Genomic DNA, 13,169 nt, shown 5'->3' with positions numbered 1-13,169 from the left:
GGTTACTTCACTGCGGGGGTTACGAAGGGGGGTTTGGTCAGCTTCAGGGGGGCTCGGCGGCCCCGGATGTCGATCTCGACCTCGTCGCCGTCGGTCAGGTTGGCGTCGGTGTTCAGCAGGGCCAGCGCGATGCCCTGTTTGCGGGTCGGCGAGAAGGTGCCGCTGGTCACGGTGCCGACCTGCGTGTCGCCCACGTGCAGGGTCATGCCGGGCCGCGGGATGGCCCGGTCGACGGCCACCAGGCCGCGCAGCGTACGCCGGGGGCCGGCGGCCTTCTCGGCGAGCAGCGCGTCGCGGCCCCAGAAGGCCGGCTTGTCCCAGCCGACCGCCCAGCCGGAGCGGGCCTGCACCGGGCTGATGTCCAGGGAGAGGTCCTGCCCGTGCAGCGGGTACCCCATCTCGGTCCGCAGCGTGTCCCGGGCGGCGAGCCCGCAGGCGCGCAGCTCGAACGCCGCGCCGGCGGCGAAGAGCGCATCCCAGACGGCGACCGCGTGCTCCGCCGGCACCACCAGCTCGTAACCCAGCTCACCCGTGTAGCCGGTACGGCAGACGGTCAGTTCCACCCCGGCCAGGCTCGCGGCGGAGAAGCTCATGTAGCCGTGTTCGGTGGGCAGGCCCAGGGCCGCCAGCAACTCGGCCGAGCGTGGGCCCTGCACGGCCAGCACCGCGTACGCCTCGTGCTCGTCGGTGACGGTCACCTGGGCGGGAGCGGCGGCGCGCAACCGGCGCACCACCTCGGCGGTGTTCGCCGCGTTCGGGATGAGGAAGACGTGGTCGTCGGCGTAGAGGTAGGCGATGATGTCGTCCACCACGCCGCCGGTGGCGTCGTCGCAGCAGAGCGTGTACTGCGCCCGGCCCGGGCCGATCCGGCCCAGGTCGTTGCTGAGGCAGGAGTTGACGAAGTCGGCCGCGCCAGGGCCGCTCACCCGGGCCTTGCCCAGGTGTGACACGTCGAAGACCCCGACCGCCGTACGCACCGAGGTGTGCTCCTTGAGCACTCCGCCGCCGGCGTACTCCAGGGGCATCTCCCAGCCCCCGAAGGGGGCGAACTTGGCTCCGGCGGCGGTGTGCCGCTCGTGCAGCGGGGAACGGCGCAGCCGGGTCGCGGCGGCGTCGGAGGTCACGTCGGTCATGGGTGGCAACTTACCGGGGGCAACGTCGCTGGTTAGCATCGGCGGGAGCCCGCTGGCGCTGTCGGCGGGACAGCCATGACGTCCGGCGGGTAGGTTCCGCCGGAGACCTTCACCGCTGGTACGCGACGCCGCGACCGGCCCGGCCCGCCCGGAGTAGCTTCAGTGACTTCACCCCGCACCACCAACCTGAGCCTGGTCGACACCGACCCGGCCGAGCTCGCCGTCGACGCGATCGTGATCGGCGTGCACAGCCAGACCGGAGAGCAGGGCGCCACCAGCGGCCTCGCCGGCACCCTGCTGCTCGCCAGCGGCGCGGAGAGCATCGCGGCCGCGTTCGACGGCAAGCTGACCGAGACCCTCGCGCTGCTCGGCGCGACCGGCGGTCCGGGTGAGGTCATCAAGCTGGCCACGCTGGGCACCGTGACCGCCCCGCTGGTCACCGCGGTCGGGCTCGGCCCGGAGCCGTCGGGTGCCGCCCCGGCCCCGGAGACGCTGCGCCGGGCCGCCGGTGCGGCGATCCGGGCCCTGGCGGGCGCACCAAGGGTCGCGCTGGCGCTGCCGCTGCCGGACGACGCGGACGCGTCGGCCGAGCTGCGCGCGGTCGCCGAGGGCGCGCTGCTGGGTGGGTACCGGTTCGCCGGTTACAAGACCCGGCCCCAGCCGACCCGGCGGGAGCCGGTGGCCGAGGTGCTCATCGCGGTGCCGGACGCCGGCGACGCGGGTGCCCAGGCGGAGGTCGCCCGGGCGCAGGCGGTGGCGGGCGCGGTCCGGCTCAGCCGGGACTGGGTGAACACCGCGCCGAACGAGCTGCGTCCGCCGTCGTTCGCCGACGCGGTCGCCAGCGCGGCGCGCGAGGCGGGCCTCGGCGTCGAGGTGCTCGACGAGGCGGCGCTGGCCGCCGGCGGGTACGGCGGCATCGTCGCGGTCGGCCAGGGCTCGGAGGCCCCGCCGCGGCTGGTGAAGCTGACCTACACCCCGCAGGGCGGCGGCAACGGCAAGCGGGTCGCACTGGTCGGCAAGGGCATCACCTTCGACACCGGCGGCATCTCGATCAAGCCGGCGCAGGGCATGTGGGAGATGAAGTCCGACATGGCGGGCGCCGCTGCGGTGGGCGCGGCCATGCTGGCGATCGCCGCGCTGAAGCCGACGGTGGCGGTCAGCGCGTACCTGCCGATGGCGGAGAACATGCCGTCGGGCACCAGCTACCGGCCGGGTGACGTGATCACCATGTTCAACGGCAAGCGGGTCGAGGTGCTCAACACCGACGCCGAGGGCCGGATGATCCTGGGCGACGCCATGGCCCGTGCCTGCGCGGACGGCACCGACTACCTGTTCGAGACCTCCACCCTGACCGGCGGCCAGGTCATCTCGCTGGGCAAGCGGATGGCCGGCGTGATGGGCACCCCGCAGCTGTGCGACCGGGTGAAGGTGGCCGGCGACGCCGTCGGCGAGCCGGCCTGGCCGATGCCGCTGCCCGACGACGTCCGTAAGGGCATGGAGTCGGATGTGGCGGACATCTCGCAGGTCAACGCCGGGATGGACCGGGCCGGTCACATGCTGCAGGGCGGCGTGTTCCTGCGCGAGTTCGTGACCGACGACGTGGCGTGGGCGCACATCGACATCGCCGGGCCGGGCTACCACTCGGGCGAGCCGACCGGCTACTGGACCAAGGGCGGCACCGGCGTTCCGGTCCGCACGCTGGTGCAGCTCGTCGAGGATGTCGCCACCAACGGCTGACGGGACACGCGAAAGGGGCCCCCTGCTCAAGGGGGCCCCTTTCGCGCGTCTCAGTACCGCTCGGGGCGACGCTTGCGGCGCTCGTTGAAGTCGCGCATCCGCTGCGGGTAGCCCATCAGCCGGACGTCGTACACCGGGATGCCCATCCGGTACGCGAAGCGCCGGGCGCCGTCCGGGCCGTCGATCCGCCGGCGCGTCCACTCCCCGTCGTCGGCGATCAGGATGACCGTGGTCTCCGTTACGGTCGTCCGCGGTTCGATGTACGCCTCGACGCCGCGCCGACTTCGGATGAAGTTCTCCAAATGGTCCAGATCGCCGCGACTCGCGGCACGGTCATGGCTCGGCACAGCCGCCTGTTTGCGGCGCCGGAACAAGCCCACCCGATCTCTCCCCCACGTTGCGTCATCGACGACGGTGCCAAGGGTACGTGTCGATGACGTGTCGTTGGGCACCTCAGTACGCACCCTGTGCCCAGTGGTGACAAGATGACCGAGGTGGGGTGTGTCCGTGTTACATCCCCGTGACCCCCGATGCAGCGACGCGACCTGGGAGTTGGACGTGAGCGAGCCGAACGAAGCGACCTTCGACATTGTCATTCTCGGAGGTGGCAGCGGCGGCTACGCGACCGCGCTGCGCGCCGTCCAGCTGGGCCTGAAGGTCGCGCTGGTCGAGAAGGGCAAGCTCGGGGGCACCTGCCTGCACAACGGCTGCATCCCGACGAAGGCCCTGCTGCACGCCGCCGAGATCGCCGACCAGGCCCGCGAGTCTGAGCAGTTCGGCGTGAAGGCCGAGCTGATCGGCATCGACATGGCCGGGGTCAACTCGTACAAGGACGGCGTGATCGCCCGCCTGTACAAGGGCCTGCAGGGCATGTTGAAGGGCAACAAGGGCCTCACGATCGTCGAGGGCGCCGGCAAGCTGGTCGGCAAGAACGTGGTCGAGGTGGACGGCAAGCGCTACACCGGCCGCAACATCGTCCTGGCCTCCGGTTCGTACGCGAAGAGCCTGCCCGGCCTGGAGGTCGACGGCGAGCGGATCATCACCAGCGACCACGCCCTCACGATGGACCGGGTGCCGTCGTCGGTGATCGTGCTCGGTGGCGGTGTGATCGGCGTCGAGTTCGCCAGTGTGTGGAAGTCCTTCGGTGTGGACGTGACGATCGTCGAGGCGCTGCCCCGGCTGGTCGCCGCCGAGGACGAGGAGTCGTCCAAGGCGCTGGAGCGGGCGTTCCGCAAGCGGAAGATCAACTTCAAGGTCGGCAAGCCGTTCGAGAAGGTCGAGAAGACCGAGGGCGGCGTCAAGCTGACCATCCAGGGCGGCGAGACCGTCGAGGCGGAGCTGCTGCTGGTCGCCGTCGGCCGCGGCCCGAACACCGCCAACCTCGGGTACGAGGAGCAGGGCGTCAAGATGGACCGCGGCTACGTGCTGACCGACGAGCGGCTGCGCACCAGCGTGCCGAACGTCTACGCCGTCGGCGACATCGTCCCGGGCCTCCAGCTCGCGCACCGGGGCTTCCAGCAGGGCATCTTCGTGGCCGAGGAGATCGCCGGGCAGACCCCCGCCGTGATCGACGAGGTCGGCATCCCGCGCGTCACCTACTGCGACCCGGAGCTGGCGTCGGTGGGTCTCACCGAGGCCAAGGCCAAGGAGCAGTACGGCGCCGACAAGGTCAAGACGTACAACTACAACCTGGGTGGCAACGGCAAGAGCCAGATCCTCAAGACCACCGGCTTCGTGAAGCTGGTCCGGGTCGAGGACGGCCCAGTGGTCGGCGTGCACATGATCGGCGCCCGGGTGGGTGAGCTGATCGGTGAGGCGCAGCTCATCTACAACTGGGAGGCCTACCCGGCGGAGGTCGCCCAGCTCGTGCACGCCCACCCGACCCAGAACGAGGCCCTGGGCGAGGCGCACCTGGCCCTCGCCGGCAAGCCGCTGCACGCGCACGCCTGATCACCCACAACCGCGGCGTCCGGCGACGGGCGAAGATCCCACCAGGGGAATGAAGGAGTCTCAGAAAATGCCGGTATCGGTCACCATGCCCCGGCTCGGCGAGAGCGTCACCGAGGGCACCGTCACGCGCTGGCTCAAGCAGGAGGGCGACACGGTCGAGGTCGACGAGCCCCTGCTCGAGGTCTCGACCGACAAGGTCGACACCGAGATCCCGTCGCCCGCGGCGGGCGTGCTGAGCCGGATCGTGGTCGGTGAGGACGAGACCGCCGAGGTGGGCAGCGAGCTGGCTGTCATCTCCGGTGAGGGCGAGTCGACCGGCGGTGGCGAGGCCGCCCCGCAGGAGCAGGCCCCGACCGAGGAGGTCGAGCCGGCCGCCGAGCCGACGGCCGCCGCCGAGGGCACCGCCGACGAGGTGGCCCAGGACGAGGCTCCGGCCGAGGCACCGGCTCCGGCCGCCGCCTCGTCGGGCGAGGGCACCGCGGTGAAGATGCCGGCCCTGGGTGAGAGCGTCACCGAGGGCACGGTCACCCGCTGGCTCAAGCAGGTCGGCGAGACCATCGAGGTCGACGAGCCGCTGCTGGAGGTCTCCACCGACAAGGTGGACACCGAGATCCCGTCGCCGGTCGCCGGCACCGTGCTGGAGATCAAGGTCGCCGAGGACGAGACCGCCGCGGTCGGCGCAGACCTGGCGATCATCGGCGTTGCCGGTGCGGCCCCCGCCCCGGCGCAGCCCGAGCCGAAGCCCGAGCCGAAGGCGGAGGCCAAGCCGGAGCCGAAGGCCGAGCCGAAGCCGGAGCCGAAGGTCGAGGAGCCGACGCAGGGCGCCTCGTACAGCGAGCCCGCCGCGGAGACCGAGAGCTCGGCGCAGCCGGCGAAGACCGAGCAGGCCGCGCAGCCGGCCGCGTCGACCTCGACGCCGCCTCGCCCGTCCGCCCCGGCACCGGGTGCTGGCGAGGAGGCCGCCGGCTACGTGACCCCGCTGGTACGCAAGTTGGCCGGTGAGCACGGCGTCGACCTGGCCGCGCTCAACGGCACCGGCGTGGGTGGTCGGATCCGCAAGCAGGACGTGCTGGAGGCCGCCGAGAAGGCAAAGGCCGCCAAGGCCGCTCCGGCCGCCGCACCAGCGGCCGCCGCCGCGCCCTCGGCGGCTGCGGCCAAGCCGGCCGCGAAGGCGCAGCCGAGCGGCAAGCGGGGCACCACCGAGAAGCTCCCCCGGATCCGCAAGGCCATCGCCAAGCGGTTGCACGAGTCGCTGCACGAGATGGCGCAGCTCACCACCGTGGTCGAGGTGGACGTCACCCGGATCGCCAAGCTGCGGGCGCAGGCGAAGGACTCCTTCGTGCAGCGGCACGGCGTGAAGCTGTCCTTCCTGCCGTTCTTCGCCCTCGCCGCCATCGAGGCGCTGCAGACGCACCCGATCGTCCAGGCCAGCATGGACCTGGAGGGTGGCACGATCACCTACCCGGCGGCCGAGCACCTGGGCATCGCGGTGGACACCGAGCGGGGGCTGCTGACGCCGGTCATCCACAACGCCGGCGACCTCAACCTGGGCGGCATCGCCAAGCGGGTCGCCGACCTGGCCGAGCGGACCCGGACCAACAAGATCAGCCCGGACGAGCTGGCCGGGGCAACCTTCACGCTGACCAACACGGGCAGCCGGGGCGCGCTCTTCGACACCCCGATCGTGCCGTCGCCCCAGTCGGCGATGCTCGGCACGGGTGCCGTGGTGAAGCGGCCGGTCGTGGTCAACGACCCGGAGTTGGGCGAGGTCGTCGCGATCCGGTCGATGGTCTACCTGGCCATGTCCTACGACCACCGGCTGATCGACGGCGCCGACGCGGCTCGCTTCCTGACCACGGTCAAGGAGCGGCTGGAGGCCGGCAACTTCGAGTCGGAGCTGGGCCTGGCCTGATCCACCCGCAACGCCGAAAGGGCGCCCCGGTCGTCGACCGGGGCGCCCTTTCGGCTGCGGTCCTCAGCCCTTGAGCAGCGCGGTCGAGACCTGCCAGAGCCGCTCGGCGGCCTCCGGGTCCAACGCGTAGTCGGCCACTCCGGTCCGCCCGCCCGGCTGGGCGGGGGCGGCCTGCTGACAGTCCTCGAAGTAGCGCCCACCCACCTCGTCGAGCAGCGGTGACGCGGCGACCAGCACGGAGGTGGCGGCACCCTGCTCGACGGTCTTCCAGGCCGCCGCGTTGCCCGACCGCATCCGGTCCAGTTCCTCCTTGCTGACGTAGCGCTGCAGGTTGGTCTGGATCGCGCCGGGCATCAGCGAGTTGGTGTAGATACCGTCGTCTGACCAGCGCCGGGTCGCTTCCACGGCGAACAGCACGTTCGCCGTCTTGGACTGCCCGTACGCCTGCCACGGCTCGTACTCCCGCTTGTCGTACTGGATGTCCTCGAAGACCACCGGTGAGCGCAGGTGGGCGGCGGAGCTGACGGAGACGATCCTGGCCCCGTCGCCGGCGGCGAGTGCCGGGCGCAGTCCGGTGGCGAGCGCGAAGTGCCCCAGGTGGTTGGTGGCGAACTGCATCTCCCAGCCCTGCGGGGTGCGGGACAGGGGTGCGGCCATGATGCCGGCGTTGTTGACCAGGATGTGCAGCGGGCCGTCCCAGTTGGCCACGAAGTCGGCGATCGAACCCTGGTCGGCGAGGTCGAGCGGGGCGACCAGGACGCGGTCGTTGCCGGTGGTGCCGGTGATGTCGTTGGCGGCCTGCTGACCCGCGTCGGGGTTGCGGACGGCCAGGGTGACCTCCGCGCCGGCGCTGGCCAGGGCGCGGGCGGTCTCCACGCCGATCCCGGAGGACCCGCCGGTGACGATCGCCCGCCGCCCGACGAGGTCCACGCCCCGGATCACGTCCATGGCTGTGGACTGATGGGCGAACGAAGTGGTGATCGGGTTGTTGGTCGTCATTGTCCATCCTTGTCCGGGGTGGGCGGACCGACCGGCCCGCTGCGAGAGGCCGTGGCTCCGGTGCTTCCCCGACCCGGGCCGGAGGTAACGCCGGACCCCGTCGCCATCGCCGTTCGGCCTCCGACCAGCCCGGACGCTGCCAGAGTGGGATCGTGGGCGGCTACCGGCGGGGTGGACAGCTGGGACCGGCCGTCCCGATCGCCCCGGGCGCCCGGGTGGACAAGTTCGAGGTCTTCTTCGACCTGGTCTTCGTCTTCTCGTTCTTCATCATCACCCGGGCCACCGCCGCGAACATCTCCAGCCGGCAACTGCTGCACGCCGGTCTGGTGCTCGCCGTGCTCTGGTGGATCTGGGTGGTACACAGCCTGGTCGCCACCCGGGTCCGGCTCGGCGAGGGCTACGTCCCGGTGCTCATGGTGATCGCGATGGTCGCCCTGTTCGCGTTCGCGCTGGCTCTGCCACAGGCGTTCACCGACCCGAAGGGGAGCGCTGCCGGCCCGATGCTGGTGGCGATCAGTTACGTCGTGGTCCGCGGCATCCACTGGATCCTCTATCAACACGTGGTGCGGGACAGCCCGCAGGAGCGGCGGCAACTGCGGCGGTTCGCGCCGGAGCTGGCGGTGAGCATCTTGCTGCTGCTGGCCGCCGCGCTCATCCCGCCGCAGATCGCCGACCCCGACCGAGCCGCCATGGTCCGCGACGGCCTGTGGATCGCCGTGGTGGTGGTGCAGTACGCCACCGGCTTCATCGTCGGGACCTGGGGCTGGGGGGTGACCAGCGCCGAGCACTGGACCGAGCGCTACGACCTCATCCTGATCATCGCGCTGGGTGAGTCGATCATCTCGACGGGCGTCGGCGGCAACCTGCTCGGCAAGTCGGTCACCTGGCCGGCGGTGGCCGCCGCCGCGCTCGGCATCGTGGTCACCGCCGCCCTCTGGTGGGCGCACTTCGACTTCATCGGGCCGGCCGCCCGGATCGCCCTGCACGCGGCGGAGGGCGCTCCCCGGGTGGCGATGGCCCGCGACGCGTACGCGTATCTCTACCTGCCGATGATCGCCGGGGTGATCCTCTTCTCGATCGGCAACGAGGAGGTCCTGCACAAGATCACCGACCCGGCCGGCGGGATCGCCGAGAAGGTCGAGGGCCCGGCGGTGCCAATGCTGTTCGGCGGGTTGATCTGCTATTTCGCCGTCAACCTGCTCTTCCAGTTGCGCACCCTGCACACCGTCACGTGGACCCGCGTCGGCGTCATCGTGGCGCTCACGGCGGCCCTCCCGGTCGGCCAGCACCTGCCGGCGCTGGGCGCGCTCACCCTCGCGACCGTGATCTGCGTGGCGCTGGTGGCCGTGGAGGTGATGGTGATGGCGCAATCCCGGCACGCCCTGCGAGCCGCCGTCTTCCAGGAGCGGACCAGCCACGAGGCCCACGAGGCCGCCTGGCGGGCGCGCTGGCACGACGTCCGGGAGACCGACGAACCGACCACGCCGTGATTCCCGGGTTTGGGGGCGTGGCCAGCCGGCCATAGACTTCGGCGCAGCGTCGCAGTGCACCCGGCCCGAAGGCCGCCGTGGGCATGGAGGCGCGGGGACAGCATGGGACGAACGTGCACCCAAATAGTTCACCGGCCGGCCGGCTCGCCGCCGTCGGCAATCAAATGATCGAGATCCACCTCTGGCTCAGCGCGGAACTGGCCCGGCTGCAGGCAAGCCTCGACACCCCGTCCCGGGACCTGCGGGCGCACTGCCTGACCTTCTGCGCCGCGCTCGGCCGACACCACACCGGTGAGGACGCGGGCGCGTTCCGGCTGCTGGCCGAGGAGGCCCCCGAGCTGCGCCCGGTCATCGACAACCTGATCACCGATCACGAGGTGGTGGCGGGGATCCTGGAGCGGGTCGAGGCACTGCTGGGCGGCGACGCGGCGGTGCCGGTCGACCAGGTGCGCGCCGAGCTGGGCGGGTTGGCCGCCCTGCTGGAATCGCACTTCCGCTACGAGGAAAAGCGGCTGGTCACCGCCCTGAACACGCTCACCGGTCGAACCGGAACGACCGAGGAACTGCTCGGCCTGACCGCGCCTGGTTCCCTTCAGCCGGCCTCCGATCCCGGTGCGGTGCCGGGCAGCCCCTCGTAGAAGCGGATCTTCTCCCGCAGGTGGTCGTACTGGCGCTGGAGCAGGCGCATCTGCTCCTCGACCCGCGCCGCGTGGTGGCACAGCAGCTCGTGCCGCTCGTCGGTGGTGTGCTCGCCGTCGCGGGCCAGTTGCGCGTAGCGGCGCATCTGTGCGATCGGCATCCCGGTGTCGCGCAGGCAGCGGAACAGCACCAGCCAGCCGAGGTCGTCGTCGGTGAAGACCCGCTGCCCGCCTGCCGTCCGCTCCACGTCCGCGAGGAGGCCGATCTTCTCGTAGTACCGCAGAGTGTCGAGGCTGAAGCCGCTGCGGCGGGCGGCCTCCGAGGGGGCGTAACCGCTCATGTCGCGAGATGCTAGTGCTTGACCTGGAGCGCGCTCCAGGTTGGAGGCTGGTGACCATGACGACGACACGGACGCTGGGACGCAGCGGCATCACGGTGAGCGCGATCGGAATGGGGTGCTGGGCCATCGGCGGCCCACTCTGGGGCGACGACGGGCAGCCGTTCGGCTGGGGCGAGGTGGACGACAACGAGTCGATCCGGACCATCCACCGGGCGCTCGATCTCGGCGTGACCCTGTTCGACACCGCCAGCAACTACGGCGCCGGGCACAGCGAGCGGATCCTCGGTCAAGCCCTGGCCGGGCGACGGGACAGCGTGGTGATCGCCACCAAGTTCGGCAACGTCAGCGAGGAGAGCACCCGGCGGGCGCTCGGCACCGACGCCAGCCCGGCCTTCGCGGTGCGCAGCCTGGAAGACTCGCTCCGCCGGCTCGGCACCGACCACGTCGACCTCTACCAACTGCACCTCAACGCACTGCCGGTGCCCGCCGCGCTCGATCTGGTCGACACCCTGGAGGCCCTGGTCGACCAGGGCAAGATCCGGGCGTACGGCTGGAGCACCGACGACCCGGCCTCGGCCGAGGCGTTCGCGGCCGCCGGCCCGCACTGCGCGGCGATTCAGCACGACGAGTCGGTGCTGCGCGACAACGCGGCGGTGCTGGCGGTCTGCGACAAGCACGACCTGGCCAGCCTCAACCGTGGGCCGCTGGCGATGGGGTTGCTCACCGGGTCGACCCGGGCGGTCGGGGCGGACGACGTGCGCGGACGGGCACCGGAGTGGCTGGAGTGGTTCACCGACGGCCGGCCGACGCCACGCTGGGCGACCCGCGTGGAGCAGGTCCGCGCGGCGCTCACCGCCGACGGTCGCACCCTGGCCCAGGGCGCGCTCGGCTGGCTGCTGGCGCGCAGCCCTCGTACCGTGCCGATTCCTGGTTTGCGCACTGTGGCCCAGGCCGAAGAGAACCTGGCCACCCTGGCGCTCGGGCCGCTCGACGCCGAGGCGTACGCCGAGGTGGAGCGTCTGCTGGCCGATCTGCGTCCGGCCCCGGCGGCCTAGCGCCGCCGCCGACCCGGCCGAGGGCGTCGACGCCGGACGCCGGGTCGGCGGTGCATTCCGACTACCGAACCATCGGGGTGACGCCGGGCACGCGGTGGGACAGCGCCGACGGTCCGGCGCTTGTAGCCTGGCTCCGTCCACATTGCGGTCAGCGCCCTGCTCTGCGTTCGGTAGCCGTCATGCCCGACGACGCCGGCCGGCCCGGGGGCGGTCGCTCGCGACCACGCGTTGACGCCGCCGCATCCAGTTGAAGATCGAGCTGCCTCATGAGCTATCCCTTCCAGACCGCCCAGACGCGCGTGTGGGATCCCGCCCTCCGGGTCGGCCAGGTCTATCTCGGCCAAGCCCGGTCGGTGGCAGAGGTCGTGGGGGCGCCGTCGGGTCTGACGCCGCTGCGCAACGGCAGCTGCGATCTCGATCCGGCGACGTTCGCGACCTTCGTGGACCGCCTTATCCGGTTCTACAACGAGGGCCGGCACCCCACCCTCGCGCAGCTGCTGCGTGGGGTCCTGCTGGTCTCCCTGGTGTTGCTGCAGCGTGCCGGCGGGCCTCCTCCGCCGCCCGGCAGCGCGGCGCTGGACGCCTTGCTCGCCGAAGCCGCCGCGCTCGAGCCCACCATGCCTGCCTGACGACGGCACGATCCGAGGAAGGGTGCGTGTGAACGACTCCGAGAAATTCGCCTGTACGTCGTGCGGGCAGGACTGGCAGACCTGGTACCGGGTGCGGGGAGGTGGGCGGCTGTTCCTGCTGTGCCCCGAGTGCGACGCGGTCTGGCTACCCGGCGACGACCGCACCGGCCCCCCGAAGCACCATCTCGGGGCACTGTTCGGTCCACAGCCGAAGTTCTTCAACGCCTGGGCCCTGATCGAGGAGTGCCCGGCGCCGCCCGCCGACTGACGCGTCACCGGTGGATGCGACGACGCTCCGAGCGAGGTGGAGACATCGACCGCACGGTCGCGGGACGGGGTGGGCGGCCGGCGCGACGCTCCGGCGCGCGGCTCGACGCATCCAACCTGCCGTCCGTACCGGAAGATATGAGCATGCGGATCCTTCTGGCCGGTGCGTCCGGCTTCCTTGGCACCCGACTGGCCGACGTGCTCGTCCGCGACGAGCACGAGGTCACCCGGTTGGTCCGTCGGGCGCCGGGCGGGCCGCAGGAGCGGCGGTGGGACCCGGCCGCCGGGCAGCTCGACCCGGCCGTGGTCGCCGAGGCCGACGCTGTGATCAACCTGGCCGGCGCGGGCGTCGGCGACAAGCGCTGGAACGACGACTACCGGCGGCTGATCCGGACCAGCCGGGTGGACAGCACCACCACGCTGGCGACCACCATCGCCGGCCTCCCCGCCGCGGACCGACCCCGGGTGCTGCTCAACTCATCGGCGGTGGGGTGGTACGGCAACACGGGCGACCGGGCGGTCGAGGAGGACGCGCCGGCCGGCGAGGGCTTCCTGGCCGACGTCTGCCGGGTGTGGGAGGCCGCGACCCGGCCGGCCGAGGACGCCGGGGTACGCGTGGTCCGGCTGCGTACCGGTCTGCCGCTGCACCGCGACGGCGGGTTGCTCAAGCCGCAGTTGCTGCCGTTCAAGCTGGGCATCGCCGGCCGACTGGGTAGCGGCCGGCAGTGGCTGCCGTGGATCTCGATGGCCGACTGGCTGGACGCGACCCGCTTCCTGCTCGACCGCGACGACCTCGCCGGCCCGGTCAACGTGGTGGGGCCGAACCCGGTCACCAACGCCGAGTTCACCCGCGAGCTGGCCCGGCAACTGCACCGGCCGGCGGTCATCCCGATCCCCGCGCTGGCGCTCAAGGTGGTCCTCGGTGGTTTCTCCCACGAGGCCCTCACCAGCACCCGGGTCCTCCCCGGAGTCCTGACGAGAGCCGCCTACCCCTACCACCACCCAACCCTCCCCCAAG

General features: G+C 71.8%; 13 protein-coding genes. 9 read left to right on the top strand and 4 right to left on the bottom strand.

Annotated features, from left to right (window positions below; all coding sequences use genetic code 11):
• Window positions 1-2: 2 nt before the first annotated feature.
• Entirely contained in the window at window positions 3-1,133 is a 1,131-nt protein-coding gene (gcvT, locus tag DLJ58_RS31610) for a glycine cleavage system aminomethyltransferase GcvT (RefSeq protein WP_124862227.1), read from the bottom strand.
• Window positions 1,134-1,295: 162 nt separating this feature from the next.
• On the opposite strand from gcvT, the gene DLJ58_RS31605 reads away from it, so the two are divergent.
• The gene (locus DLJ58_RS31605) at window positions 1,296-2,870 is read left to right on the top strand and encodes a leucyl aminopeptidase (RefSeq protein WP_124862224.1); all 1,575 of its coding nucleotides are present in this window, start codon (window positions 1,296-1,298) and stop codon (window positions 2,868-2,870) included.
• A gap of 50 nt (window positions 2,871-2,920) precedes the next feature.
• On the opposite strand, the gene DLJ58_RS31600 is transcribed toward DLJ58_RS31605, so the two are convergent.
• Entirely contained in the window at window positions 2,921-3,250 is a 330-nt protein-coding gene (locus tag DLJ58_RS31600; RefSeq protein WP_112589164.1) for a hypothetical protein, read from the bottom strand.
• 178 nt (window positions 3,251-3,428) lie between these two features.
• Here DLJ58_RS31600 and lpdA point away from each other — a divergent pair, with 178 nt between their 5' ends.
• Window positions 3,429-4,820, top strand: coding sequence for a dihydrolipoyl dehydrogenase (gene lpdA / locus DLJ58_RS31595; RefSeq protein WP_124862221.1), 1,392 nt, complete (start codon window positions 3,429-3,431; stop codon window positions 4,818-4,820).
• 67 nt (window positions 4,821-4,887) lie between these two features.
• On the top strand, window positions 4,888-6,732 hold the full coding sequence (sucB, locus tag DLJ58_RS31590; protein ID WP_124862218.1) for a 2-oxoglutarate dehydrogenase, E2 component, dihydrolipoamide succinyltransferase: 1,845 nt from the start codon (window positions 4,888-4,890) through the stop codon (window positions 6,730-6,732).
• Between the two features lie 63 nt (window positions 6,733-6,795).
• Here the strand turns inward: sucB and DLJ58_RS31585 are convergent, their stop codons facing one another.
• On the bottom strand, window positions 6,796-7,731 hold the full coding sequence (locus tag DLJ58_RS31585) for an SDR family NAD(P)-dependent oxidoreductase (protein ID WP_124862215.1): 936 nt from the start codon (window positions 7,729-7,731) through the stop codon (window positions 6,796-6,798).
• Window positions 7,732-7,883: 152 nt separating this feature from the next.
• Between DLJ58_RS31585 and DLJ58_RS31580 the strand changes: the two genes are divergently transcribed.
• Together DLJ58_RS31580 and DLJ58_RS31575 are read left to right on the top strand one after the other, a co-directional pair.
• Window positions 7,884-9,221, top strand: a complete 1,338-nt coding sequence (locus tag DLJ58_RS31580) for a low temperature requirement protein A (RefSeq protein WP_124862212.1) — start codon at window positions 7,884-7,886, stop codon at window positions 9,219-9,221.
• 113 nt (window positions 9,222-9,334) lie between these two features.
• On the top strand, window positions 9,335-9,859 hold the full coding sequence (locus tag DLJ58_RS31575; RefSeq protein WP_244219211.1) for a hemerythrin domain-containing protein: 525 nt from the start codon (window positions 9,335-9,337) through the stop codon (window positions 9,857-9,859).
• On the opposite strand, the gene DLJ58_RS31570 is transcribed toward DLJ58_RS31575, so the two are convergent.
• The gene (locus tag DLJ58_RS31570; RefSeq protein ID WP_124862209.1) at window positions 9,814-10,200 is read right to left on the bottom strand and encodes a MerR family transcriptional regulator; all 387 of its coding nucleotides are present in this window, start codon (window positions 10,198-10,200) and stop codon (window positions 9,814-9,816) included. The genes DLJ58_RS31575 and DLJ58_RS31570 overlap by 46 nt on opposite strands.
• A gap of 56 nt (window positions 10,201-10,256) precedes the next feature.
• Between DLJ58_RS31570 and DLJ58_RS31565 the strand changes: the two genes are divergently transcribed.
• The 4 genes from DLJ58_RS31565 to DLJ58_RS31550 form a co-directional block, all read left to right on the top strand.
• Window positions 10,257-11,255 carry an aldo/keto reductase gene (locus DLJ58_RS31565; protein WP_124862206.1) on the top strand — a complete coding sequence of 333 codons (999 nt, stop codon included), beginning with the start codon at window positions 10,257-10,259 and terminating at the stop codon, window positions 11,253-11,255.
• A gap of 266 nt (window positions 11,256-11,521) precedes the next feature.
• Window positions 11,522-11,884 (top strand): DUF6086 family protein, encoded by a 363-nt coding sequence (locus tag DLJ58_RS31560; RefSeq protein ID WP_124862203.1) that lies wholly within the window; start codon window positions 11,522-11,524, stop codon window positions 11,882-11,884.
• Window positions 11,885-11,912: 28 nt separating this feature from the next.
• Window positions 11,913-12,152, top strand: coding sequence for a hypothetical protein (locus tag DLJ58_RS31555; protein ID WP_124862200.1), 240 nt, complete (start codon window positions 11,913-11,915; stop codon window positions 12,150-12,152).
• Window positions 12,153-12,295: 143 nt separating this feature from the next.
• Window positions 12,296-13,169 (top strand): TIGR01777 family oxidoreductase (locus DLJ58_RS31550; protein WP_124862197.1); only part of this gene is annotated, 874 nt, incomplete at its 3' end.

Source organism: Micromonospora arida (assembly GCF_003857035.1).
GTDB classification, from domain to species: domain Bacteria; phylum Actinomycetota; class Actinomycetes; order Mycobacteriales; family Micromonosporaceae; genus Micromonospora; species Micromonospora arida.
Note: the sequence above shows the minus strand (reverse complement) of the source record. Positions and strands in the feature narration are given on the sequence as shown.